This is a genomic window from Halorientalis persicus (genome assembly GCF_900110215.1).
GTDB classification, from domain to species: domain Archaea; phylum Halobacteriota; class Halobacteria; order Halobacteriales; family Haloarculaceae; genus Halorientalis; species Halorientalis persica.
Window position 1 is genome coordinate 102,996 of record NZ_FOCX01000008.1, and the last position, 22,508, is coordinate 125,503.

Annotated in this window: 24 protein-coding genes; 7 read left to right on the forward strand and 17 right to left on the reverse strand. The window is 67.3% G+C overall.

Annotated features, from left to right (window positions below; genetic code table 11):
* Nucleotides 1-56 precede the first annotated feature (56 nt).
* The 7 genes from BMX17_RS10680 to BMX17_RS10710 all read right to left on the reverse strand — a co-directional run bounded on the left by BMX17_RS10680 (nucleotide 57) and on the right by BMX17_RS10710 (nucleotide 6,856).
* Entirely contained in the window at nucleotides 57-1,040 is a 984-nt protein-coding gene (locus BMX17_RS10680; RefSeq protein ID WP_092659814.1) for an alpha/beta fold hydrolase, read from the reverse strand.
* Nucleotides 1,041-1,100: 60 nt separating this feature from the next.
* Nucleotides 1,101-1,910, reverse strand: a complete 810-nt coding sequence (locus BMX17_RS10685; protein ID WP_092659816.1) for an ABC transporter permease subunit — start codon at nucleotides 1,908-1,910, stop codon at nucleotides 1,101-1,103.
* Nucleotides 1,907-2,743: an ABC transporter ATP-binding protein gene (locus BMX17_RS10690; protein WP_092659818.1), complete on the reverse strand. Its 837-nt coding sequence runs from the start codon at nucleotides 2,741-2,743 to the stop codon at nucleotides 1,907-1,909. The genes BMX17_RS10685 and BMX17_RS10690 overlap by 4 nt, the downstream gene beginning before the upstream one ends.
* Nucleotides 2,740-4,635, reverse strand: a complete 1,896-nt coding sequence (locus BMX17_RS10695) for a NosD domain-containing protein (RefSeq protein WP_092659820.1) — start codon at nucleotides 4,633-4,635, stop codon at nucleotides 2,740-2,742. The genes BMX17_RS10690 and BMX17_RS10695 overlap by 4 nt, the downstream gene beginning before the upstream one ends.
* Nucleotides 4,635-5,258, reverse strand: coding sequence for a nitrous oxide reductase accessory protein NosL (locus BMX17_RS10700; RefSeq protein ID WP_092659822.1), 624 nt, complete (start codon nucleotides 5,256-5,258; stop codon nucleotides 4,635-4,637). The genes BMX17_RS10695 and BMX17_RS10700 overlap by 1 nt, the downstream gene beginning before the upstream one ends.
* Before the next feature lie 135 nt (nucleotides 5,259-5,393).
* Nucleotides 5,394-6,440 carry a methylmalonyl Co-A mutase-associated GTPase MeaB gene (gene meaB, locus BMX17_RS10705; RefSeq protein WP_092659824.1) on the reverse strand — a complete coding sequence of 349 codons (1,047 nt, stop codon included), beginning with the start codon at nucleotides 6,438-6,440 and terminating at the stop codon, nucleotides 5,394-5,396.
* A complete protein-coding gene (locus BMX17_RS10710) occupies nucleotides 6,437-6,856 on the reverse strand; it encodes a cobalamin B12-binding domain-containing protein (RefSeq protein WP_092659826.1) in 420 nt (139 codons plus the stop codon). Before BMX17_RS10710 ends, meaB begins: the two co-directional genes overlap by 4 nt.
* A gap of 133 nt (nucleotides 6,857-6,989) precedes the next feature.
* Between BMX17_RS10710 and BMX17_RS10715 the strand changes: the two genes are divergently transcribed.
* On the forward strand, nucleotides 6,990-7,628 hold the full coding sequence (locus BMX17_RS10715) for a DUF420 domain-containing protein (RefSeq protein WP_092659828.1): 639 nt from the start codon (nucleotides 6,990-6,992) through the stop codon (nucleotides 7,626-7,628).
* A gap of 155 nt (nucleotides 7,629-7,783) precedes the next feature.
* Nucleotides 7,784-9,442: a sensor histidine kinase gene (locus BMX17_RS10720; protein WP_092659830.1), complete on the forward strand. Its 1,659-nt coding sequence runs from the start codon at nucleotides 7,784-7,786 to the stop codon at nucleotides 9,440-9,442.
* 63 nt (nucleotides 9,443-9,505) lie between these two features.
* Here the strand turns inward: BMX17_RS10720 and BMX17_RS10725 are convergent, their stop codons facing one another.
* From BMX17_RS10725 to cyoE, 5 genes are read right to left on the reverse strand one after another with little or no spacing between them, the layout of a single operon-like run.
* Nucleotides 9,506-10,279: an ABC transporter permease gene (locus BMX17_RS10725; protein WP_092659832.1), complete on the reverse strand. Its 774-nt coding sequence runs from the start codon at nucleotides 10,277-10,279 to the stop codon at nucleotides 9,506-9,508.
* Nucleotides 10,276-11,259, reverse strand: a complete 984-nt coding sequence (locus BMX17_RS10730) for an ABC transporter ATP-binding protein (RefSeq protein ID WP_092659834.1) — start codon at nucleotides 11,257-11,259, stop codon at nucleotides 10,276-10,278. Before BMX17_RS10730 ends, BMX17_RS10725 begins: the two co-directional genes overlap by 4 nt.
* A gap of 44 nt (nucleotides 11,260-11,303) precedes the next feature.
* Nucleotides 11,304-11,534 (reverse strand): Rdx family protein, encoded by a 231-nt coding sequence (locus BMX17_RS10735; protein WP_092659836.1) that lies wholly within the window; start codon nucleotides 11,532-11,534, stop codon nucleotides 11,304-11,306.
* A 37-nt stretch (nucleotides 11,535-11,571) separates the two neighbouring features.
* Complete coding sequence (locus BMX17_RS10740) at nucleotides 11,572-12,258, reverse strand: DUF7546 family protein (protein WP_092659838.1); 687 nt, start codon at nucleotides 12,256-12,258, stop codon at nucleotides 11,572-11,574.
* A complete protein-coding gene (gene cyoE / locus BMX17_RS10745) occupies nucleotides 12,255-13,688 on the reverse strand; it encodes a heme o synthase (RefSeq protein ID WP_244514981.1) in 1,434 nt (477 codons plus the stop codon). Before cyoE ends, BMX17_RS10740 begins: the two co-directional genes overlap by 4 nt.
* A 143-nt stretch (nucleotides 13,689-13,831) precedes the next feature.
* Between cyoE and coxB the strand changes: the two genes are divergently transcribed.
* Nucleotides 13,832-14,830 (forward strand): cytochrome c oxidase subunit II, encoded by a 999-nt coding sequence (coxB, locus tag BMX17_RS10750; protein WP_092659842.1) that lies wholly within the window; start codon nucleotides 13,832-13,834, stop codon nucleotides 14,828-14,830.
* Nucleotides 14,831-14,883: 53 nt separating this feature from the next.
* Here the strand turns inward: coxB and BMX17_RS10755 are convergent, their stop codons facing one another.
* The 3 genes from BMX17_RS10755 to BMX17_RS10765 form a co-directional block, all read right to left on the reverse strand.
* Nucleotides 14,884-15,153, reverse strand: coding sequence for a dimerization domain-containing protein (locus tag BMX17_RS10755; protein ID WP_139203469.1), 270 nt, complete (start codon nucleotides 15,151-15,153; stop codon nucleotides 14,884-14,886).
* A gap of 107 nt (nucleotides 15,154-15,260) precedes the next feature.
* Entirely contained in the window at nucleotides 15,261-15,998 is a 738-nt protein-coding gene (locus BMX17_RS10760) for a CAP domain-containing protein (protein WP_092659846.1), read from the reverse strand.
* 133 nt (nucleotides 15,999-16,131) lie between these two features.
* A complete protein-coding gene (locus tag BMX17_RS10765; RefSeq protein WP_092659848.1) occupies nucleotides 16,132-16,587 on the reverse strand; it encodes a MaoC family dehydratase in 456 nt (151 codons plus the stop codon).
* A gap of 84 nt (nucleotides 16,588-16,671) precedes the next feature.
* On the opposite strand from BMX17_RS10765, the gene BMX17_RS10770 reads away from it, so the two are divergent.
* Both BMX17_RS10770 and BMX17_RS10775 read left to right on the forward strand, forming a co-directional pair.
* The gene (locus tag BMX17_RS10770; protein ID WP_092659850.1) at nucleotides 16,672-17,523 is read left to right on the forward strand and encodes an HpcH/HpaI aldolase/citrate lyase family protein; all 852 of its coding nucleotides are present in this window, start codon (nucleotides 16,672-16,674) and stop codon (nucleotides 17,521-17,523) included.
* Nucleotides 17,524-17,602: 79 nt separating this feature from the next.
* Nucleotides 17,603-18,862, forward strand: coding sequence for a Glu/Leu/Phe/Val family dehydrogenase (locus tag BMX17_RS10775; RefSeq protein ID WP_092659852.1), 1,260 nt, complete (start codon nucleotides 17,603-17,605; stop codon nucleotides 18,860-18,862).
* On the opposite strand, the gene BMX17_RS10780 is transcribed toward BMX17_RS10775, so the two are convergent.
* Complete coding sequence (locus tag BMX17_RS10780; protein WP_092659854.1) at nucleotides 18,859-19,839, reverse strand: hypothetical protein; 981 nt, start codon at nucleotides 19,837-19,839, stop codon at nucleotides 18,859-18,861. The genes BMX17_RS10775 and BMX17_RS10780 overlap by 4 nt on opposite strands.
* Before the next feature lie 190 nt (nucleotides 19,840-20,029).
* Here BMX17_RS10780 and BMX17_RS10785 point away from each other — a divergent pair, with 190 nt between their 5' ends.
* On the forward strand, nucleotides 20,030-20,509 hold the full coding sequence (locus BMX17_RS10785; protein ID WP_092659856.1) for an SRPBCC family protein: 480 nt from the start codon (nucleotides 20,030-20,032) through the stop codon (nucleotides 20,507-20,509).
* Between the two features lie 45 nt (nucleotides 20,510-20,554).
* A complete protein-coding gene (locus BMX17_RS10790) occupies nucleotides 20,555-22,312 on the forward strand; it encodes a MutS-related protein (RefSeq protein ID WP_092659858.1) in 1,758 nt (585 codons plus the stop codon).
* On the opposite strand, the gene BMX17_RS26060 is transcribed toward BMX17_RS10790, so the two are convergent.
* Entirely contained in the window at nucleotides 22,309-22,473 is a 165-nt protein-coding gene (locus tag BMX17_RS26060) for a hypothetical protein (RefSeq protein ID WP_170845386.1), read from the reverse strand. The genes BMX17_RS10790 and BMX17_RS26060 overlap by 4 nt on opposite strands.
* Nucleotides 22,474-22,508: the final 35 nt, after the last annotated feature.

Below are 22,508 nucleotides of genomic sequence, written 5' to 3' on the forward strand. Positions count from 1 at the left end.
CACTGCCGGCGAGGGGGCCGACGGCGGTCGGAATGGCACGGGGACCGACCCCCGCCCTATTCCTCGGTCTCGGCGGTGTCACCGGGTCGTTCGATCTCGATGCTGGTCGCGTCGCCGGGTTCCTCGCCGCGGACGACCCGGCGGACGAACTGGTCGGCGTGTTCGACGTGGGGCTGTACGTCGGACTCGCCGAACACGAGCAGTCGGGCATTCGCACGCTTCGCGAGTGCCTCGCCGTCGTCGAGCGGTGAGACGGTGGCCTGCCGGCCCCATACCAGCGTCACGGGCACGTCGCGGTCCGCCAGCACCTCCCCGAGGTCGGCGTCGAGGTCGAGGAAGCCGCCGAAGAAGGAGGCGGGGGCGAAGCGCGCGCCTGGCTGGTGGGCCGTCGCCCACTGGTAGTCGACCAGGTCGTCCGTGACGTTTGCCTCGTCGTAGTAGCCGTGATCCGTGTTGAAATAGCGGATCGCGGGCTTGCACGTCGCGAGGTTGTAGAGGGCAGTCCCCAGCAGTGGCGTGCGGACGAGCGACCGGACCAGCGGCCGCTGCCCCTCGAAGGTGGTCGCGTCCGGACAGACCAGGATCAGTTCCTCGACGTCCGTGTCTGCGGCCGCGACGGCGGTGTAGGCCCCGGCCAGCGAGGTGGCGATCACGGTCGCGTCCTCGGTCATGTCGTCGAGGAAGTCCCCGACGAACGTGGTGTACAGCGACCCGGAGTACAGCAGTGGCGGCCGGTCCGAGCGCCCGAAGCCGGGCAGGTCGGGCGCGATCACGTGGTAGTCCTCGGCGAGGGCGTCGAAGATGCCGCGGAACTCGTGGCTGGAACCGGAGGCGTTGATCCCGTGGAACAGGCACAGATCGGGAGCGTCCGGGTCGCCGGCCTCGACGTAGGCCACGTCGAACCCGCGCCAGCGGTACGTCCCGGTTTCGCCGTCGAGCGGCGAGTCGAGGCCGTCCGCGCGTCGGCCCAGCAGTCGGTTGGCCGCGCCGATCACTCCGGCGGTACCCAGCGCCCCCAGTGCGACGTTGCGGAGCTTCATGCGAGAATCAAGGGGCGTCAGGCGTTTATACGTGATGGGGCAGGCGGCGACCGCCGCGAGTTACCCGCGCCAGACGCGGGCGACGGCCACGCCCAGCGCGCCGACGAACCAGAGGGTCAATCCGGCCACGCCCGCGACCAGCGAGGGCGTCGGGGCGCTCCGGGTGTACACGTCGCCGACCGCGAGGGTGTAGACGAGCCCGCGGTAGGCGCTGTTCGGGCTGAGCGCCGTCAGCGTCCCGAGCGCGTCGGGGCCGATCAGCCCGCCCGACAGCGCCGCGACGATGGTGGCGTCGAAGCCGAGCACGAGCGCGATCACGAGGACGACAGCGATGGCCAGCGCTTCGCGGGCCGACCGGGCCGCTGCCGAGACGGCCACTGCCACGGCCAGTGCGACCGCCGTGAACAGAACGGTGAGCGCCACGAACCGCAGGAAGAGGACGGGCGCGTCGACCGTGCCGTGCCTGACGACGACCGAGACGGCGTCACCGGGCGCGAACACGACCGCGGCGGCCGATAGCCCCAGCGAGACCAGCACGACGGGTAACAGCCCGGCCAGCCGGCCGAGGAAGACACCGCCGACGAACGAGAGACGGCTCACCGGATAGGTCTGGATCGTCTCCAGTTCGCCCCGATCGGCGTCCGACTGGATCGCCCGATAGCCGAAGGCGAAGGCGAGCAGTGGCACCAGGATCTCCATCGGCGCGACGAGATCGAGGATCAACGGGAGGTAGCCACCGGTCCCCGCGGCGACGACGAACCCGGCGACGACGACCACGAACCCCAGCGCGAGGACGAGGATCGTCGGCGTCCGGAGCAACGTGGTGAACTCCCGCTGGGCGACGATCAGCGCGGTCCGTGCACGGCTCATTCGTCCACCTCCCCGCCGCGGGTGGCGACCTGTCCGGACTCGCTCGCGACGAGTTCGCTCATCGCCGACTCCAGATCGTCGGTGTCGGTCGACGCCATCAGCGCTGCCGGGCTGTCGGCCGCGACGATTCGCCCTCGATCCAGCACGAGGACCTGGTCCGCGATCCGCTGGACGGCGGTTAGGTCGTGACTCGTCACCAGCACCGCCGCGTCCGCGGCGAGGTCGGTGATCACGTCCGACACGTGACGCGTCATCATCGGGTCGAGCCCGCTCGAGGGTTCGTCGAGCAGGACCAGTGGCGGGTCCCCGACCGTCGCCTGTGCGATGCCCAGCAGTCGCGTCATCCCGCCCGACAGCGCGTGGGCTCGGCGGTCCGGGACGCCACCTAGCCCAACCCGTTCGACGGTCGCGTCCACGTCGACATCCTCGCCGGTCAGGTCGGCGTAGAACTGCAGTGTCTCGGCGACCGTGAACTGCGGTCGGAACGCCGGTGCCTGCGGGAGGTAGCCGACGGGACGGGTGGCGCTCTCGGGACGCTCGACGCTGCCGTGGTCGGCCCCGACGAGGTCAGCGATGGCGCGGATCAGCGTGGTCTTGCCGCTCCCGTTCGGGCCGACGAGGCAGGTCACGGTTCCCGGCTCGACGGCGAAGGACACCTCGTCGACCGCGACCAGATCACCGAACGCGACCGTCAGGTCCTCGACGACGAGCGCCGGATCGGCGGCCCCTGTCCCGCCCGTCGCCGGCTCGTCGGCTGTCTCGGTCGTTTCGGCATCGGCTGTCCCCGTCTCGGCTGTACCGTCGGTCGTGGTGTCGGCTGATTCGTCGGTCATGGTCGACTTCCGTTCACTCGCGCGAGCACGTCCGGTCGCGTCGGTTCGGTCAGCGGTGCGGTGTCGACGACGCCACTGGACCGGAGACCCGGCAGGCGGTCCCGGACGGACCGCAGCAGCGTCACCGCGGGCGACTCCCGGAGTGTGAGGCTCCCCTCGGACGTGAGGAGCGCGGCGTCGACGGCACCAGTGGGCCGGTAGGAGTCGTCGATGCTTCCGTCACCGTCCGCATCGACGCCCGGGAGCCGCCCCCAGTAGTTCCCGCGACCGTCGGCCGTCCAGATGCGGACCGGGCCCATCTCGGCCTCGGCCTGCTCGTCGTTGGCCACGATGTCGTTTTCGGTGACCGTCAGCGAGGGCAGGAGGAGGTCCGCCCTGATCCCGATCCCGTTGTCGACGACGACGTTGTGGGCAACGTAGGACCGCGCGGCCGCCATGCCGAGCCCGACCTCGTTGTCCGCGACGACGTTCTCGGCGACGAAGGAGGCGCTCCCGGCGACGATCAGCCCCGCCTCACTGTCGCGCACGTCGTTGCCTCGGAGGACGTTCCCCCGGGGTCGGGTCATCACGATCACGCCCGTCGAAGCTCGGCGGACCGTGTTGTTCCGGATCAGCGCCCCCGAAGTGTACATCTCGTGGACCCCGAACCGGAGGCCGGACATCCGGGAGTCACGGACGACGATCCCGTTGGCCCGGTGGGTGTACACGCCGTCGCGGCCCCCCTCGAACGTGACGTTCTGGACGACGACGGGATCGAACATCGCCAGCACGCCCATGAAGCCGTCTTGCCACTCGGGCGGCCCCTCGATCCGGGAGTCCCGGACGACCAGTCCCCGTCCGCCGCGCACGAGGACGCCGTTGGCCCGGGTATCGATGTCGACGCCCGCCACGAGCGACCCGGTGCCGTTGATGAAGCGGATGGCGGAGTCGCCGCGGCCGTACGCGAGGCGGACGAACTGGTCCCAGTCGCCGCCCTCGGCGTCGCTGAACGACCGCGCGCCGGTCGACCCGACGCCGCTGATCCGCAGGTCGGTGACGGCCACTCGCTCGGCCGTGACCGAGATCACGGTCCCCTCGCGGTCACCCCGGACGTGCGTGTCCGCTCCCCCACCGGACAGCGTCAGTGGCTTGTCGACCGTGACGTTGCCCTCGTAGCTACCCGTCGGGAGTCGGACCGTGGTGTTGGCCGGCGCGCGCTCGATGGCTGCGGCCAGCGTCGGCGCGTCCTCGCCCACGACGACCGACACGGGCCGGTCCCGGAGCCGGGATGTCGTGTCGACCTGTCGGTCGGCCCACTCGCTCCGGTTCGCCGTGATCCGGGTCACCTGGGTCTCGGGCGGGGTCCGCTCGGCGGACCGTGACTGGACCGTCGCCCAGTCGACGACCCGTCCGCCGTACCTGTCCGCGAACGACTGTGCGGCCGTTCGCTCGCCGAACGGGACGATCGCGGGTCCGCCCGGCGTCCGGGCGCGGCTGTCGACGACGAAGGCCGCGTTTCGCGCCGACACCCACCCGCCGCCGAGGGTGTTGCGTTCGATCAGAAAGCCGTTCTCGTTCAGCGCCGGGTCGGTCCCGGCGTAGTCGGTGACGAGGACGCCGACGGGTTCGCCGAACTGTTCGGTCGTGCGCGGTCCACGGAGGTGGGTCGCGACGGCCTCGATCCCGTAGTAGCCGACGACGTACTCGTACTGGGAGAAAAACACTTCGGCCTTCGGGATCGAGAGATTGCGCTCCTCGGCTTCCTCGACGTCGACGCCGGTCATCCCCATAGTGAGCGTGGAGTCGAACGACACGGACTCCACGTCGCGCTCCCCGTGGGGATCGACGGTGAACCCCGTCGCCGTCAGGAGGACGACGAACACGAGACCGGCGAGGACGTACTTGACGTCCATTATCGGCCGAGCTGGGAGATGAGCTGTGGCGTCACCTCGTCGACCGTGACGAGCTCGCCCCCGTACTCGTCCCGGAACGACGAGGCATCGCCCTCGTCACCGAACCCGATCAGGTCCCTGCCCATCGCACCGACGACCTCGGAGTTGGCGACGAAGGTCACGTCGCTGGCCGGCGCGAACGCCGACGCCTCGGGGTGTGTCGAGATGCCCGTGGTGTCTCTGAACTCGAACAGTTCGTACTCCACCGCCGAGTAGTCGGTGACGTACATCACCGACCGCTCCCAGCCGCGCTCATCCCGCTCGAAATCGTACTGGAACGCCTCCCAGGTACTGTCGAACCGCGCCGGGTTCTCGTGGCCCGACGGCTGGTGGCCTGGGTAGAAGATCTCCGTGGAGGGTCCCGGATGGTTCACGATGTTCATTCCACACACCTCGCAGGTGTCACCCTCGGTCAGCGTTATCGCAGCGGGCACGTCACCCGTCCCGTCGGTACCGGTGCCCCCGTTCTGCGAACAGCCCGCGAGCGCCGCCACACCGACCGCACCCAGTCCGCCGAGGACCGTCCGTCGGCGGTAGCGATTCTGCCGGTTCGATCGCCTGGAGTGTGCGTGATTGTCACACATATGGTATCACCTGCTCCCGACGGAGGGCGATCTCGTTGCCGATTTCGCCGTCCGATGGTCGGGATGGTCTTGTAATGCGTCTACAAGCGACTTGGCCTAAAGTTCGCCGCCGGTTCTCGGAACGTGGGAACGCGGTCATCCACTGTGCTCCTCGATGCACTCCTCGATGGGGCCGAGCAGTTCGTCGGCGACCGCGTAGGGGTCGGTCTCGCGGTCGAGCACGCGATCGACGAACTGATCGAGCCCACCGCGTTCCTCGATCTCCGCGGCCAGTAGATCGGCCGTGTCTTCCCGTAGCAGCGTCCTGATCTCGGCGGCGTAGCGGTCGCGGGCCTTGGTCTCCAGTCGCCCCGATTCGACCAGATACTCGCGGTGGTCGGCGAGCACCGAGAGTAGTTCGTCCAGTCCGTCGCCGCGCTTGGCCACCGTCTCGACGATGGGGGGCGACCAGGAGAGTGTGTCGTCGTCGGTCGCGTCGTTCGTCCCGCTCTCGTCGCCGGTCTTCTCGACCGTGCCGTGGTGGCCCGTGGCGACGGCGAGTTCGTCCCGGCGCATCTCGATCATCTCGCGGAGTTCCTGCACCGTGCGGTTGGCCCCGTCGAGATCGGCCTTGTTCACGACGAACAGGTCGGCGATCTCGAGGATGCCGGCCTTGAGCATCTGCACGTCGTCGCCGCTGGCCGGCGGGACCAGCACGGCCACGGTGTCGGCGGTCCTGACGATGTCGACCTCGTTCTGTCCCGCCCCGACGGTCTCGATGATGATCTTGTCCTTGCCGAAGGCGTCCAGCGCTTTCACGGCGTCCGTCGTCGCCGTCGAGAGGCCGCCGAGCGTGCCACGAGCCGACATCGAACGGAAGAACACGTCCATGTCGCCCGTGTTCGAGGCCATCCGGATGCGGTCGCCCAGCACCGCGCCGCCGGTGAACGGCGAGGACGGATCGATGGCGATGACGCCGACGGTGAGCCCGCGGTTGCGGTACTCCTCGGCCATCTTGTCCACGAGCGTGGACTTGCCCGCGCCGGGACTGCCCGTGATGCCGATCACGTCGGCGTCGCCGGTGTGGTCGTGGAGTTGCGAGACCAGATCGCGGTAGCCCGGCGCACGGTCCTCGATCTTGGTGATCGTGCGGGCCAGTGCGCGGTGGTCGCCGTCGAGCAGATCGTCGATGAGTCGACTCATCGTCGCTCGGGCGCGTTCTCGCGGACGAAATCGACGATCTCGTCCATCGAGGCCCCGGGACCGAAGATGTGCGCGACGCCGAGATCGAGCAGTTCGTCCCGGTCTTCCTCTGGGATGATCCCGCCGACGAGGATCAGCGTGTCCTCTTTCGCGCCGTACTCTTCGAGGCCGTCCATGATCTTCGGGACGAGCGTGCTGTGTGCGCCCGAGAGGATGGAGATGCCCAGCACGTCCACGTCCTCCTGAACCGTCGCCTGAACGATCTCGTCGGGGGCCTTGTGCAGTCCCGAGTAGATGACCTCGAAGCCGGCGTCGCGGAACGCCCGCGCGATGACGTGTGCGCCGCGGTCGTGACCGTCCAGCCCGACCTTTCCGACCAGACACCGGATCGTCCGCTGTTCCTGCGCTTCGCTCATGCCATCTCGTAACACGTTGGTGACTTTCACTCTTGCCGTTGGAGACGGCCCCGACCGCCGGTCCGGCCACCGTGACCGCCACTGCTCGCCCGGATGCGACGGACTGATGCCCGAGGCGACCTCACGACCGCCTATGGCAGTCGCCGACGACCAAAGCTGGCCGAAGGCTCACCCCCGCGCCGTCACGACCGTCCTCTCGATCATCGGGTACGCCCTCGTGATCGGTGCGTTCGGCGGGTTCCTCCCGCTGCCCGACCTCAGCCGTGAGACGGTCATCTTCCTGGGTGACGCCATCGCCGTCGTCAACACGCTCGCGCTCACCGCCATCGTCGCCGGCGTCTACTTCATCCGGAACGGCCAGATCCGCAAACACCGCGCGGCCATGCTAACTGCCTTCACCCTCATCATGGTCTTTCTCGTCCTCTATCTCCTGAAAGTCGGTGGCGGGTTCGAGAAGGCCATCCTGGCCGAGGGTGCGGTCCGGGTTGCCTACCTCATCATGCTCGCGATCCACATCCTGCTGTCGGCGCTGGCGGTGCCGGTCGTCCTCCACGCCGTCGTCCTCGGACTGACCCACTCGCCCGAGGAACTGCGGGACACCATTCACGCCAGGGTCGGGCGGGTCGCGGTCGCCGCGTGGGGGCTCTCGCTCGCGCTCGGGATCGTGACCTACGTCCTCCTGAATCACGTCTACGGCTGGACACCGCGCGGGCACAGCGCCGGGTTGCTCCTGTTACTGCTCTCGACGCGGCCGCCGTTCGACAGTGACTGAGGTGGACGAAACGTATTCTTTCTGATCAGTTAATCGGAGTAGTAAACGGGCTGCCAGGAATCGACCGCACTACGTCGGACTCGTGACGGCGGTTCGGTGGCCCACGGCCGAACATATGAAAATATAAACATACGAGAACGGGACCTTTCGAGAACATGGTCTCGGATCGGGTCCTGCTGACCGGGCTCTACGTCGTCGCCGGACTCCTCCCGCTCGTTCTCTTTCCGCGGGTTCTCGACAACCGCGACAAACCCGGCGCAGTCGGGCTGGTCCTGTTGCTCCTCGGTGCCAGCGTCTGGAGTCTCGGCACCGCGGTCGTCACCCTCGCGACGACGATGGGGCTCGCGTTCGCCGGGGAGAACCTCACGTCGCTGGGCGCGGGCATCCTCGCGACGGGGTGGGTGCTCGTCGCGGCCGAGTACGCCGGCTTCGTCGTTCCGTCGCGCGGGACGGTCGGCGCGTTGCTCGGCGTCGGAATGATCCCACAGCAGGTCGTCGCCTGGACGAACCCGTCCCACCACCTCTACTATCGGTCGCTATCGCCATCGGCGTCGCTGACCAGTGCGTCCGCGGCGGTCGGCCCCGCGTTCTGGGTGTTCATCGTCGTCGGCTACACGTTCTTTTTCGTCGGCTTTCTCATCTTCCTCAGCGAGGTTCTGACCTCGCGGGGCGTTCGTCGGCAGCAGAGTTTCGCGTTACTGCTGAGTACGACCCCGGTCATCCTGATCGGATCGATCAGCGTCTTTCTGGTTCCGGACGTCAGCCTCTCCCCGTTCAGCTTCGTCGGGATGGTGTTCGTCGTCACCTGGGCGCTCTTTCGTGGGGACTTTCTGGATATCGTCCCGATCGCCCGGCAGGAACTCGTCGACAACATCGAGGATCCAGTGGTCACCCTGGACGAGCACGATCAGGTTATCGACGGCAACGCGGCCGCCCTGGAGCTCTCGACGGTCGGGCCAGATTACACCGGTGTGCCGGCCGCGGAGTTCTTCCCGGACCGGGCCTGGCAGCGCGTGGTCGACGCAACTGAGTCCGGCGAGTCGGACGTTACGATCACCCGGGACGAACAGGACCGCCATTTCGTTCCGACCGTGTCACAGCTCACCGACGCCAGTGGGACAGAGCGGGGACGGCTCGTGGTTCTCCGGGAGGTCACACAGCTCAAAGAACGCGAGCAACAGCTCAGGCGACAGAACGAGCGCCTCGACCAGTTCGCGTCGATGATCTCACACGACCTGCGGAACCCGCTGAACGCCGCCCAGCTCCGGCTCGGTCTCGTCCGCGAGGAGGCCACCGAGGAACACGCCGCGGCCGTCGAGCGAAATCTCGACCGGATGGAGCGGATGATCGACGATATGCTGACCGTGGCCAGATCCGGGAGCGAGGTCGAGGAGACCGAACCGGTCGATCTGCCGACCCTCGTCGCCGACGCGTGGGACACCGTAGAGGCCGACGGAGCGACCCTGGAGTGTCAGTTGTCCGAGACAGCGAGCGTCGAGGCCGACCCGTCACGGCTCCGGAACGTCTTCGAGAACCTGTTTCGCAACGCCGTCGATCACAACACCACCCCGCTGACCGTCCAGGTCGGCACGCATCCGAACGGGTTCTACGTCGAAGACGACGGCAGTGGGATCCCCGAAGACGAGCGCGACGACGTGTTCGACCGTGGGTACACGACTGGCGACGACGGCACCGGACTCGGCTTGTCCATCGTGACCGACATCGTCGAGGGCCACGGCTGGGAGATCACGGTCACTGAAGGCGACGCTGGCGGCGCACGATTCGAGATCACGACGGCGTCGCCCCCATCGTGACGGGGTGGCGAACGCTACCCGGTGACGAGGCCACTCGCTCGACCGGCGGGAGCGCCGACAGGGTCAGTCCGTCCGAGGTAGCGCGGCCGCACCGCCCACGAAGAAGACCACCGTCAGCACCGCCAGCACCCCGAGGTAGAACGGCCAGTCCGTCGGCAACCCGGCAAGCGGTTCGATTCCGGGGGCGTACGTCGCCGCCCGCACGCCGCGCGAGAAGTAGGTCAGCGGCGAGAGCAAGATGGCTGGTCGGAACCACTCCGGCAGCATCGACGGCGGCACGAACGTCTCCGAGAGGAAGAGCAGCGGCAGGGCGATCCCGTTACTCGCGGCGATGACGCCGTCCTGTGATCCGGCGAAACTGCCGATCAGTGCGCCCCCGCCACAGAACAGCGCGACGCCGAGGAAGACGAAGGGGATCAACAGCGGCGAGACCGCGATCTCGGCACCGGTGACGACAACGATCAACCCGAGCAAGAGTAGTCCCGCGAGGCCGATGATGACGACGTTGACCAGCGTCTGGGCCAGCAGCCACTCCGACCGCGAGAGCGGCGTCGTCGCCAGTTTCTCGAACTGGCTCCCCTCGCGGTGGCGGGCGACCTCGCTCCCGACTCGGGACAGCGGGGTGAACAGGACGACGACCGCGAGATAGCCCGGCACGTAGTACGCGGTGGGCTCGGTGAACAGCCCTGTCCCACTGCCGCCGGTCTGGACCAGCACCCCGAAGATCAGGATGATGATGACCGGGAAGAAGAACGTAAAGAAGACCGCCGTCCGCCGGCGCAGGAAGGATTTCCCGGCGGCGACGGTGGCCGCACCGATCCGACCCACCGTAGTCATCGGTCTGCACCTCCAGTCTTGCTCCCGTCCCAGTCGGTTCGCTGTCCGCCGTCGGCCAGCGGCGTCTCGCCCCGGCTGACCGTCTCCCCGCTCGCGGTCACGGCCTGCCCGGTCAGGTCGAGGTACACGTCTTCGAGGTCGGGTTCAGTCCAGTTGATAGACTCGTAGGTCGCCCCCGCAACGTCGAGCGCGGCGACGATCTCGCCGATCTCCTCGGGGGGCACGTCGTAGACGGTCAACTGACCGTCCGCGAGTTCGGCGGGGTAGTCGAGGTCGCCGGTAATGGCGGGCTCGGCGTCGGTGTCGATCACCAGCCGACTCTCTCCGCCGTGGTCGGCGATCAACGCGTCGGGCGAGTCCCGGGCGACGAGTTTCCCGTCGGCCAGCAGACCCACCTCGTCGGCCAGACGTTCGGCCTCGGCCATGTAGTGGGTCGTCAGGAAGACGGTCGTTCCGCCGGCCGCGAGGTCCTCGATCAGCCGCCAGAGCGCCCGCCGGCCCGCGGGGTCGATTCCAGTGGTGGGTTCGTCCAGCACGAGCAGGTCGGGGCCGTTGACCAGCGCCGTCCCGACACAGACCCGGCGTTGTTGGCCGCCAGAGAGCTTCTCGTACCAGGTGTCCGCATCGTCGGTCAGTCCGACATCGTCGAGGACGGCCTCGACCGACCGGGCCTCGTCGTAGAGTCCACCGTAGTAATCGAGCAGTTCTCGGGCGGTCAACCGCGCGGGCGGATCGAACGACTGGGGGAGCGACCCCAGTCGCGCCCGTTCGACCTGCTGGGGGGCCGTCCCGAACACTGTCACGTCACCCTCGGCGTCGGTCGTGCCGAGCAACGCCCGGACGAGCGTGGTCTTTCCCGCGCCGTTGGGTCCGATCAGCGCGAACACGTCCCCCTCCTCGACGGCGAGTGAGACGCCGTCGAGTGCGGTCGTGTCGCCGTAGACCCGACGAACGTCCTCGGCGACGACGGCTGCTGTCATTGTCGGATCGCGGTCCGGTATCGCCCTAAGCCCGTCGATACCGATCAGACGTACTCGCGCACCCGGCGGACGATCTCGTCCACGTCGAAGGCGTCGTCCTGTTTGTCGTACACCCGTTCACCGTCCACGGTGACGCGAAACACGCCGTTCGCGCCGGTTCGGAGCGTCACCGCGTCCAGTCGCTCGCCGAAGGTGGTCAACAGGACGTGCTGGAGGTCTTCGGCGCGGTCGAGGAAGCCACAGGGGACGCAGTATTCGATCTCGACTTCTGGCATAGCCGTCGTTCGGGCCTGCTCGGCAAAAGGCCGTCCCTCACCGCCCGAACGGTCGCCAGTACAGCAGGCCGATAGTCACGACGAACACGACCGTCGAGAGGCCGTACGATTGGCTGTACACCGCACCGGCGATCGCGCTCCCGCTCCCCAGAATCCCCGTCGCCAGCGAGGCCAGCACGGGCCAGGTACAGCTGACACAGGAGAGCAGGCCGAGCAGGCCCGTCACCGCCGAGCCCGCGGCGTCGAGTACCGTCGCGTAGACCAGGTACGCCAGCGCGGCGTAGCCCACCAGCTTGAACGGGAACAGCGACATCGCGAGATAGGTCCCGTTGTACAGGACCGTCGGAGCCCAGCCCGGCGGCAGTCCCAGCACCGTGAGGCTGAGGTTTCGCTCGGCCATGCCGATCGCGGGGCCGACGAGACCACCGACGTACGCCAGTACCAGGAAGTAGCCGACCGCGATACTCCCGGCGACCCAGCGGTCCCGACTGGGGGCCGGCGCTGGCGTCGTCTTGAAGATGGCCAACAGCCCGACGTTGATCCAGACGAACGGGTAGAGCCAGTACCGGATCGAGAGCAGGCCGGTCAGCTCGCTCGAACTGACGAGCCAGTAGACGCCCAGCAGGAGCAACTCTGAATTGACGATCAACAGCCCGATCAGTAGCGTCTCCCTGTCCGGGACGAACTCCCCGAATCGGTCGGTGATCGTCGCGTCCGTCGTCATACCACGAGTGCGTCGACGACGATGGCCAGGAGCAGTGCGCCGAGGTAGGCGTTCGAGGCGTGGAAGGCCCGGAACGCCGCGGACTCGTCCCGTTCGCGATGGAGCCGAACGACGGCCCACAGGAACACTGCGCCGAGCGCGGTGGTCGTGACGGCGTACACCCAGCCGAGGTTCGTCAGGGCTGCCAGCCCAGCCGCGGCCAGCAACGTCGTGGCCAGCCACAGCAGGATGTGTTTGCGGGTCGTCGCTTCACCGTGGACGACCGGCATCATCGGGAACCCGCCGCGTTCGTAGTCGTCCTTGTACGCGAGCGCGAGGTTGTAGAAGTGTGCCGGCGTCCAGACGAAGATGACGCCCGCGAGCATGAGCCCCGGCAGGCCGATAGTCCCCGTCACGGCGGCCGAGCCGATCAGCGCGGGCAGGGCACCGGCCGCACCGCCGATGACCGTGTTCTGGACGGTGTGTGGCTTGAGGACGAGCGTGTAGACGACGCTGTAGAACAGGATCGCCGACAGGCCGAGCGCGGCGGCGAGGGGATTCACCTGCAGGAAGACCGCCACGGAGGCGGCCGCGAGCGCCAGCCCGAACGCGACGGCGTTGCGGACGGGGAGCTGGTGGGTCGCGACCGGCCGATCGCTCGTCCGGTCCATCTTCTTGTCCCGGTCGCGTTCGAGGACGTGATTGAAGGTCCCGCTCGCGCCGATGGCGAGGACACCGCCACCGAGTGTCAACACGATGGTCCGGACGGTCAACTCCGTTCCAGCGGCCCCGGCGGCCAGCGCCATCCCGGCCGACGCCACGAGACAGAGCAGCCACATCAGACGTGGCTTCATCAGCCTGAAATACGCCTCGACGACGTGGATTGCACGCGCGAACGAACCGTCTGGCAGGGGTGGTTGTTCGCTGGGTTCGGTCGCCGACGCCGGGGCCGGGGTCGGATCCGGCTCGGGGTCGGTGGTCGACGTGTCGGCGTCACGGGGTTCGAGATCCCACGCGAGCGCGAGTGTCAGCCCGGCGAAGATGCCCATCCCGGTGAGCAGGTGGGCGGCCGGGAAGGGGGTCGCAGCGCCGGTCGTCGCGACCTGTGCGCCCAGTGCAACCTGTACGGGAAAGAGGACGAGAGCGAACGCGAGCGCGGCCTTCACGCGCCGTGAGACGGTCTCTCGGCGCAAGCCGATCACCGCTGTGGCGAGAACCAGCAGGCCCACGATGACGGCGGCTACCCGGTGTCCCCAGGCCACGAGCAGGGTGGGTTCGGACAGCGACGGTGGGCGGGAACAGACCGGCCAGGACGAGCAGGCGCTCGCGGCGTCCGCGATGGCTGCCGTCGCACCGGCGACGACGAGCAGGTATACACCGACTGCCGATCCGGCCAGTAGCGTCGCGAAACGGGGACGAGAATAGCGTTCGATCACGGCTGTACCTCTCACTATCTGGTCCTTGGTGTGGCCGTACTTATGACCCGCGCTTTCGGTCAGTCGCTCCATCCCGAGGCCGCGGGAAACCGTCGCAGGGGGGCCGCACTCGCCGGAAGACAGCAGCTATTTATGGCCCAATTCCTAAGCCCCGCGTAATGATGAACCGCAAGCGCGTCGGGGCATTGGCGCTTTTCGGTGCTGCGTTGCTGCTGATGGCGGTCGAACCCGCGGCCGCCCAGTCAGGGTACGCGTCGACCACCGAAGGAGCGATCTGGGGACTGAACAGTAACCTGATCTACGTGGCGGTCCCGATCACGATCCTCGTCGAAGGGATCCTGATCTACACCGTCTGGAAGTACCAGAAGACCGACGAGGCCAAGCCGACCCAGGAGAACCGCCGGCTGGAGATCACCTGGACCGTCGCGACGGCCGTCATCCTCCTTTTCGTCGGCGTCGCCTCCTATCAGGTACTCGGGAACCCCTACGTCGCCGCGTCGTCGGAGAACACGCTCCAGGGCGATCCCGCCGACGAGATCGAAGTGTACGGACAGAAGTACAACTGGAACTTCGTCTACCGGAACGTCAGCGTCGACGACGCCAGCGCCACCGGCGTATCGATGACGAACGTCTCGATCGAGGGGACGACAGTCGAGAACGTCACCGACGAGGGAGTCGTGATATCGGGCGGATCCGTCTCCAGCGCCGATGACGGCGCGCTCGAGAGCGCCGCCCTCGTCAACGGAACGGTGACCGCCGGTGCCGGCAACGCCTCCCAGTACGAGACCGGCGAGCAGGTCTCCGTCGACGACGTGAGTCTCAGTGGGGCGGCCGTCGAAGGCGCGAGCATCTCGGGTGCCACCGTCGAGAGTACGAACACGATGGTCATGCCAGTGGATCGGAACATTCGGCTGAACATCACCGCAAACGACTGGCTGCACGCGTTCCACGTCCCCGCGCTGGGGCTGAAGCAGGACGCGCTGCCGGGACAGTCCAACTACATCGTCACCAAGGCCACCCAGACTGGTGAGTACCAGCTCTACTGCGCCGAGTACTGCGGCGTCGGTCACTCGGGTATGCTCGGGAGCGTCGACGTCCAGTCACAGTCGGACTACGACTCCTGGCTGGCCCAGTCCTGGTTCAGCGCCCAGGGATAGACGCACCGTCCGTTTCTTTTCGATTCCGCTCGGTATCGGACCCACCTGACCGACTAGTCGCTCGTCGCCGCGTCCGCCGTCTCGGTCTCGACCTCCGTGTCGTCTGCCAGGAACCGTTCCCCGCGTTCCGTCGTCCGGTAGACGACTTCACCACTGACCGGCTCTACCAGGCCGTGTTCGACGAGGACGGCACACCGCCGTTCGACGTATCGCAGATGCATCCCGAGCCGGTTCGCGACCAGCGCGAGGTAATCCGGTCGTTCTTCGTGAAGCTGTCGGAGAATCCGCTCGTCTGCCGATCGCATCCAGTTGGGTCCGGACATCGTTCTCGCTCGTAGTATGTGGGTTGGTCCCACATAACACTATCGCAAGTCTTGCCGGGGGCATGGCGTGAGAGACAGACCGGACAGAAGACCCGGCGAAAAGCCGGTCAGCAGACGTTCCCGGTCGCGTAGACGTCGCCGTCCTGCGTGACCTCGATACCGATGCCGATCTGGTTCGCGTTCTCGTAGAGCAGGCGGTTCCGATTGATCCCCGAGAACCAGTCGTCGACGATCGCTCGCGCGACCTCCTTCTCAGTCGACAGGAACTCGCCATCGTGGGTTCGGCCGGCGACGGCGTGCCCGATCACTTCGAGCCGGTTGCCTTCCGCGTTGACGACGTAGGTCCCGGGATTAGAATTGAACTGACAGGACGAGTAGAGGCCAGCCCTCCTGTACCGCTCCTTACTGAACACGCCGTCGATAGCGTGACTGACGCGTCCCTCGTCGGCCATCGCCACGCTGTGGTTGTGTGCCATCGTATCGAGCTTCTTCGCGACCTGTCCGTTCGTGAGCAACTCGGAGAGACCCCGGTCCGTCCGACGCTGGTTGATCTGACGCTTGACGCTCCTGCGGATCTCTTTGGCCTCGAACCGTCGAGCCGGGATCGTCTGTTCCTCCTCTGGAGGCTGGACGGTCTCCACCTCGCCGCCGGGGATCGTCGTTCGCGCGGCCGGGTTCGATTCACCATCGCTCGGTCCCGTTGCCGTGCTCGGGCCCGGTGTCGGAGTCGACATACTCGTCGTGCCGGCACCGCCACCACCGATCTGCATCCCGATGAGGACACCCACCCCCATCGAAACGAGAACGATGACGCCAAGCACCGACAACGCCGCCTTGTTTACCATACTATGTGTCCAATTACCGACCTAGTAAATCAACTTTTGGTGGCGTCGTAACTCTCGTAACCGATCGTTACACCGGCTGATTTCCGCCGGTTCGACTCCGAATTCCCTGTCCGCTCCCGCGCTTTGCCGCCGGTCACGTCGGTCGCTTCAGCGACAGTGCCGTCCGGTCGAACTCACAGACCAGCCGTTCGTCCTCGCCGACGACGAACGCCTCGACGTGCATGGTGACGACGCCGCGGTCGCCGTCGCTGGTCTCGCGTTTGTCCGTGACCGTCGACTGGGCCCGGATCGTGTCGCCGTGGTAGACTGGTGCCGGATGTTCCACGTTGTCGTAGGACAGGTTCGCGACGATGGTCCCGTCGGTCGTGTCGGGTATGGTCAACCCGACGGCGAGACTCATCGTCAAGAGCCCGTTGACGATCCGTTCGCCGAAGTCCGTGTCGGCGGCGAACGCCGAATCGAGGTGGAGCGGTTGCTGGTTCATCGTCATGTCACAGAACCGCTGGTTGTCGCTCTCGGAGATGGTTCGGCGTTTCTCGTGTCGGATCGTCTCCCCCACCTCGAACTCCTCGTAGTACAGGCCAGTCATGCCCGCTTCCTCGCCCGCCCGGGTGATAAACGCTGGCGTCCACCGGAGGGGAACGGACTTGTGGCTGGGCGCACACGGCCGCGTATGGCTCGCAGAAGCGTCCTGTTTTCCCCCGGCGACCAGCCGGAACTCGTGCGGAAGGCACCCGACTCCGGAGCCGACGCCGTCGTGTTCGATCTGGAGGACGCGGTGGTCCCCGATCGCAAACCCGCCGCCCGGGAGGCCATCCACGAGGTTCTCACTGACCCCGCATTCGATCCCGACTGCTCGGTCTGGGTGCGCGTCAATCCGCCGGGGACGGTTGCCGAGGCCGACGTGGCGACCGCGCTTGCGGACTCGTCGGCAGTCGACGCCGTGATGGTGCCGAAGGTCGGGGACGCGACGGGTCTCGAACGGATCGTCGATCTCCTCGACGAGCACGGCGTCGACGCGCCCGTGATCGCCCTGATCGAGTCGGCGGCGGGTGTCCTCCACGCCGAGGAAATCGCGACGGCAGACCGCGTCGACGCCGTCGCTATCGGGGCCGAGGACCTGGCAGCCGACATCGGCGCGACCCGGACCGAAGAGGGGTTCGAGGTCCTCCACGCCCGCGAACAGGTCGTCCTCGCCGCCGCGGCCGCCGGCATCGACGCGCTCGACACGATCCACGTCGACGTGGACGACACCGAGGGGCTTGCGTCGGCCGCCGAGACCACGGTCCAGCTCGGCTTCGACGGGAAGATGGCGATCCACCCGGCTCAGGTGCCGGTCATCAACGACGCGTTCACACCGAGCGAGGACCGCATCGACTGGGCCGAACGCGTGCTGGCGGCCAAAGCCGAGGCCGACGCCGAGGGGCGGGGCGTGTTCCGCGTCGACGACGAGATGATCGACGCCCCACTGATCGCCCAGGCCCAACAGGTACTCGACCGCGCACGCGCCGCTGGGAAACGGTAGCAGGCCTTATATAATATTAACTCTTTGATATGATAATAACACCACAACGCTTACTATCGAAACGGTCGACGACTGTGCCATGTCCGGTGACGTAAACCCGTTCGAGAGTCTGCAAGAGCAGATCGACGACGCGGCCACGTACGTCGACGTGGACTCCGACGTGCTCGAACGGTTGAAACGGCCCGAACGAGTTCTCGAGACCACACTCTCGGTCGAGATGGACGACGGGTCGATCGAGGTGTTCACCGCGTTCCGGTCGCAGTTCAACGGCGACCGTGGCCCCTACAAGGGGGGTATCCGGTACCACCCCAACGTGAGTCGGGACGAGGTCAAGGCGCTTTCGGGGTGGATGGTGTACAAGTGCGCGACCGTCGACATCCCCTACGGCGGCGGGAAAGGCGGCATCGTGATCGACCCGCGTGAGTACTCGCTGTCGGAACTCGAACGCGTCACACGGTCCTACGCGAAAGAGCTCCGGCCGCTGATCGGCCCCGACCGTGACATTCCCGCTCCGGACGTCAACACCGGCCAGCGGGAGATGAACTGGATCAAAGACACCTACGAGACGCTCGAAAATACCACGGCCCCGGGGACGGTAACGGGCAAGGCACCGACCAGCGGCGGGAGTGCGGGCCGCGTCGAAGCGACCGGCCGCTCGGTGATGCTCACCGCCCGCGAAGCGTTCGAATACCTCGGACAGAACGTCGCCGAGGCGACCGTCGCTGTCCAGGGCTTCGGCAACGCCGGTTCGGTGGCCGCCGGGCTGATCGACGAGGAACTCGACGCGAACGTCGTCGCCGTCTCCGACTCCAGCGGTGCGATCCACGATCCGGAGGGCCTCGACGTGGCCGCAGTCAAAACCCACAAGACGGAGACTGGACAGCTCTCGGGCTACCAAGACGCCAGCGAGGAACTGACCAACGAGGAACTGCTGACGATGGACGTGGACCTGCTGATCCCCGCGGCGCTGGAGAACGCCATCGATCAGGAAATCGCCGATCGGGTCAGCGCAGACATCATCGTCGAGGCCGCGAACGGGCCGTTGACGCCCGACGCCGACGACGTGTTGACCGACCGCGACGTGACGGTTTTCCCCGACATCCTCGCCAACGCGGGCGGTGTCACGGTCTCGTATTTCGAGTGGGTGCAGAACCGCCAGCGGTTCTACTGGACCGAAGAGCGCGTCAACGAGGAACTCGAACGGGTCGTCACCAACGCCTTCGATACGCTCACCGATACATACGACGAAAACGACGTTCCCAACTACCAGACCGCGGCCTACGTCACCGCTATCGAACGGGTCGCCAACGCCGCCGACGAGGCGGGCGTGTTCCCCTAGTCTTCCGAGAGAGCGTTGTACTCGCCTTCGACGATCACGAGCGGTCCGTCGATCTCGATGGCGCGCTCGTCGGCCTCCTGTCCTAACTCGGACTCGATGGTCCCGCGGTCGTCGACCGCGTCGGCGCTGGGGTAGCGCAGAGCCACGGCGACCGTCAAGTCGTCTTCTTCGATGCTCGCACTGCCGGCGAACCCGAGCACGTCCGGATCGATGTCGGTGTCCTGCAACGTCGTGAAGTCGCGCTCGGAGTCGCCCTCGAGGACGCCGCCATCCGGATCGAATTCGACACCACTGTACCCACGGACTGGGAGCGCGGACTGGAGTTCGTCGTACGCTTCGTATTCGCCCGCGAACCGGGTACGCTCGTTCGTGGCCGCGTCGATGGTCGCCTCGATTCGTGCCGTCGCGTCCTCGACACCGGCCGCTTCGTCGCTCACGTACAGCACGGCGTCCTGTGAGACCGCGGTCGTCGCGTTGCCGTCGATGTAGAGTGTGTATCCCTCGTACTCCTCGCTCCGACTCGCGTTGCGCTCCTGTGTCTGGCGGATAGCGTCCGTGTCGTAGTCACCCTCGAATACGCGCGTCCCGTTGACGAGGGTGAACCGGTCCGTGTTCGACCCGTCGGCGGTCGGTTTGGCGATCCCTTTGGGATTCAGGGCCTGGGAGAGCCACCCGATGGGGACGGCCCATTCCGTGACGGACATCGCGAGCGCGTCGTCCTGGATGCGCTGGTTCTCCTGACCATCCCCGGCGTCGTTTCGCAGTGTCGCACCGGCGGCCGAGGAGACGTCTATGCCACCGCCCCCGTCCGTCGTGCTGGTTCCGATCCACGCGTTGTACGCCGCGGATTCGCCCTCACTGACGCTACTGCCGCCGCCGGTGACACCGTTCAAGACGCCGCCGAGACACCCCGCCAGCGACGTGGTCGCCAGTGCCCCTGCCGTGCCAGTCGCTCTGACGAATTGTCGTCGATCCATGCCGGACACAAAATATGTCTTACAGTTAAAATTTCGGCACTCGGGACAGCCGACGAGCGTCCGGCAGTGGCTGTTCTCAGGGCTCGCCCCGAGTGGTTGGGTATTTGATCGGTCGCTGGCGATGCTGGATCGGCACCCACGAAATCACCTCGAACGCTGGGGTTTTACCCGCGCTGGCCATAGCGATACTGTGTCTCAGTACCAGCGAACAGTCCGGATCGATGCGCAGTTCGACGAGGTGTGGGACTTTCACTCGCGGGTGACGGGTCTCGAAGCGTTGACGCCGGGCTGGATGAATCTGGAGATCGAGTCGGTCACGGGGCCGGACGGCGACCCCGATCCCGGAATCCTCGAGACGGGCGCACGGATCGAGTCGTCGGTCCGGCCGTTCGGCGTCGGCCCGCGCCAGGAGTGGATCTCCGTCATCGTCGAACGCGAAGAGAGCGACGGCTCGGCGATGTTCCGCGACACGATGGACGGCGGTCCCTTCGCCGAGTGGGAACACACGCACTCTTTCTTCGCCGACGGCGACGGGACTATCATCCACGACCGCGTGGAGTACGAACTCCCCCTCGGGGGGCTCGGCCGTGCAGTGTCGCCGCTGGCGGTCGTCGGCATGGAGCCGATGTTTCGGTACCGCCACCGGCAGACGAGGAAACTGCTCGAGTAGCCGGGTTTCCGAACCACTAAGACCGCGCCGTGTCTGGCCGGGGGTATGCGACTGGAGGAGTACTGGGGCGTCGGGCCCAAGACGAAGGCGTTGCTGGCCGACAGTATCGGCGAGGCGGCGGCGATCCAGGCCATCGAGGACGCCGACAGCCGTGCGCTGATGGAGGCCGGACTGAGTCGAGGGCGAGCCACCCGGATTCTCCGGCGCGCCAACGGCGGCGAGGGGATGGCTGTCCTCGCGACCCGGGACACGCGGGACGTGTACAAGTCGATCCTCGATCTGACGAGCCAGTTCGCGGTCACGCGCCACGCCGAGGACCGCATCCGCGTGCTGACACCGTTGCGCGACCGCGGGGCAATGACGGATCGCCTCGATTCCGTCCTCGCGGCCGTCGACGCCTGGACGGCACTCACCGAGTCCGACCGCGAGGCCGTCGTCGAGGCCTTCGAGAGCCACGACAGCGTCAGCGGCGGCGAGCGCTCCGCGGTCGAGACGGCGGTCGAACTGCTGGATCTCGGCGTCAGTGGCGGCGTCTTCGACCGCGTGTCCGAGTTGGACCGCGACGTGCTGGCCGACGCCGCCGACGCGCTCGCGGCGCTGGGTGAGGGTGGCGTCGACCGCGGCGTCGACGACCGCCTCGACGAGTTGCGCGACCAGTACGCCGCCGTCGACGAACTCGCCGCGAACCAGAGCGAGGTCGTGGAGGCCGTCCAGGAGAGCGCCCGCGGTGCCGAGGAGTTCCGCGAGGCCTTCCGCCGCCACGTCACCGACGAGACCGGCGTCCCCGCGGCCGCGATCAGGGAGGCGATGCCCGGCGACGCCACCGACGCGGCCGGCTTCGTCGGCGAGAGTCTCAGGACCCTGGCCGACGACCGCCGGACCGCCGTCGATGAGCGCGAAGCCGAGATCGTCGCCGATCTGGAGGGGGCCATCGAGGACGCCCGCGAGGAGATCGACACCGCCGTCGCGGCCGTCGACGACGCGGCGCTGTACGTCTCACTGGCCCGCTTTGCCGACGCCTACGATCTGACCCGACCGACGTTCGTCGACGACCGCGAGACCGTCGCCGTCCGTGGCGCGCGGAATCTCGACCTGCAGGCGGCCGACGTGACTGTCCAGCCCGTCGACTACGCCGTCGGCGACCACGAGATCGACTTCCCGAGCGAGTCCGCGCCGCCGGCCGGAGACCGGGTGACCGTCCTCACCGGGGCCAACAGCGGGGGGAAGACGACGCTGCTGGAGACGCTCTGTCAGGTACAACTGCTCGCTCAGATGGGGTTGCCGGTTCCGGCCGACGCCGCCGAGGTCGGCATCGTGGACGTGATCGTGTTCCACCGCCGGCACGCCAGTTTCAACGCGGGCGTGCTGGAGTCGACGCTCCAGACGGTCGTGCCGCCGCTGACCGACGCGGGTCGGACGCTGATGCTGGTCGACGAGTTCGAGGCCATCACGGAACCGGGCAGCGCCGCCGACCTGTTGCACGGGCTGGTCACGCTGACCGTCGACGAGGACGCGCTGGGCGTGTTCGTCACCCACCTCGCAGACGACCTCGAACCGCTCCCCGACGCGGCCCGGACCGACGGCATCTTCGCCGAGGGGCTGACCACCGAACTGGACCTCTCGGTGGACTACCAGCCCCGCTTTGGCACTGTGGGGAAGTCCACGCCGGAGTTCATCGTCTCGCGACTCGTGGCCAACGCCGACGACCGCAAGGAGCGCGCCGGGTTCGAGACCCTGGCCACTGCGGTCGGCCAGGAGGCGGTCCAGCGGACGCTGGCCGACGCCAAGTGGTCACAGAACTAGTCGATTTCGTCGAGGTCCTCGACGGCGACGGCCAGCGCCGACTGCCCGTCCGGCCCCGGCTCGTCGAGTGCAACTTTCGCGATCAGGTTCCCCTTCTTCGGCGTGTACGTGACCGAGTCGACGGTGCCCTGCACGGCCTCCCCGCCGAGCGTGGTGCGCACCCGTTGGCCCTCCGCCGGTCGACTCCCGGGTTGGT

What these genes read in the sequence shown, in the direction of transcription:
- BMX17_RS10710 (WP_092659826.1), bottom strand. Translation starts at nt 6,856, where the DNA reads ATGAGCGAAGCGCAGGAACAGCGGACGATCCGGTGTCTGGTCGGAAAG.
- coxB (WP_092659842.1), top strand. Translation starts at nt 13,832, where the DNA reads ATGATGAACCGCAAGCGCGTCGGGGCATTGGCGCTTTTCGGTGCTGCG.
- BMX17_RS10695 (WP_092659820.1), bottom strand. Translation starts at nt 4,635, where the DNA reads ATGGACGTCAAGTACGTCCTCGCCGGTCTCGTGTTCGTCGTCCTCCTG.
- BMX17_RS10770 (WP_092659850.1), top strand. Translation starts at nt 16,672, where the DNA reads ATGGCTCGCAGAAGCGTCCTGTTTTCCCCCGGCGACCAGCCGGAACTC.
- BMX17_RS10715 (WP_092659828.1), top strand. Translation starts at nt 6,990, where the DNA reads ATGGCAGTCGCCGACGACCAAAGCTGGCCGAAGGCTCACCCCCGCGCC.
- BMX17_RS10740 (WP_092659838.1), bottom strand. Translation starts at nt 12,258, where the DNA reads ATGACGACGGACGCGACGATCACCGACCGATTCGGGGAGTTCGTCCCG.
- BMX17_RS10690 (WP_092659818.1), bottom strand. Translation starts at nt 2,743, where the DNA reads ATGACCGACGAATCAGCCGACACCACGACCGACGGTACAGCCGAGACG.
- BMX17_RS10730 (WP_092659834.1), bottom strand. Translation starts at nt 11,259, where the DNA reads ATGACAGCAGCCGTCGTCGCCGAGGACGTTCGTCGGGTCTACGGCGAC.
- BMX17_RS10735 (WP_092659836.1), bottom strand. Translation starts at nt 11,534, where the DNA reads ATGCCAGAAGTCGAGATCGAATACTGCGTCCCCTGTGGCTTCCTCGAC.
- BMX17_RS10685 (WP_092659816.1), bottom strand. Translation starts at nt 1,910, where the DNA reads ATGAGCCGTGCACGGACCGCGCTGATCGTCGCCCAGCGGGAGTTCACC.
- BMX17_RS10720 (WP_092659830.1), top strand. Translation starts at nt 7,784, where the DNA reads ATGGTCTCGGATCGGGTCCTGCTGACCGGGCTCTACGTCGTCGCCGGA.
- BMX17_RS10765 (WP_092659848.1), bottom strand. Translation starts at nt 16,587, where the DNA reads ATGACTGGCCTGTACTACGAGGAGTTCGAGGTGGGGGAGACGATCCGA.
- BMX17_RS10790 (WP_092659858.1), top strand. Translation starts at nt 20,555, where the DNA reads ATGCGACTGGAGGAGTACTGGGGCGTCGGGCCCAAGACGAAGGCGTTG.
- BMX17_RS10775 (WP_092659852.1), top strand. Translation starts at nt 17,603, where the DNA reads ATGTCCGGTGACGTAAACCCGTTCGAGAGTCTGCAAGAGCAGATCGAC.
- BMX17_RS10760 (WP_092659846.1), bottom strand. Translation starts at nt 15,998, where the DNA reads ATGGTAAACAAGGCGGCGTTGTCGGTGCTTGGCGTCATCGTTCTCGTT.
- BMX17_RS10680 (WP_092659814.1), bottom strand. Translation starts at nt 1,040, where the DNA reads ATGAAGCTCCGCAACGTCGCACTGGGGGCGCTGGGTACCGCCGGAGTG.
- BMX17_RS10780 (WP_092659854.1), bottom strand. Translation starts at nt 19,839, where the DNA reads ATGGATCGACGACAATTCGTCAGAGCGACTGGCACGGCAGGGGCACTG.
- BMX17_RS10725 (WP_092659832.1), bottom strand. Translation starts at nt 10,279, where the DNA reads ATGACTACGGTGGGTCGGATCGGTGCGGCCACCGTCGCCGCCGGGAAA.
- meaB (WP_092659824.1), bottom strand. Translation starts at nt 6,440, where the DNA reads ATGAGTCGACTCATCGACGATCTGCTCGACGGCGACCACCGCGCACTG.
- BMX17_RS10700 (WP_092659822.1), bottom strand. Translation starts at nt 5,258, where the DNA reads ATGTGTGACAATCACGCACACTCCAGGCGATCGAACCGGCAGAATCGC.
- BMX17_RS10755 (WP_139203469.1), bottom strand. Translation starts at nt 15,153, where the DNA reads ATGTCCGGACCCAACTGGATGCGATCGGCAGACGAGCGGATTCTCCGA.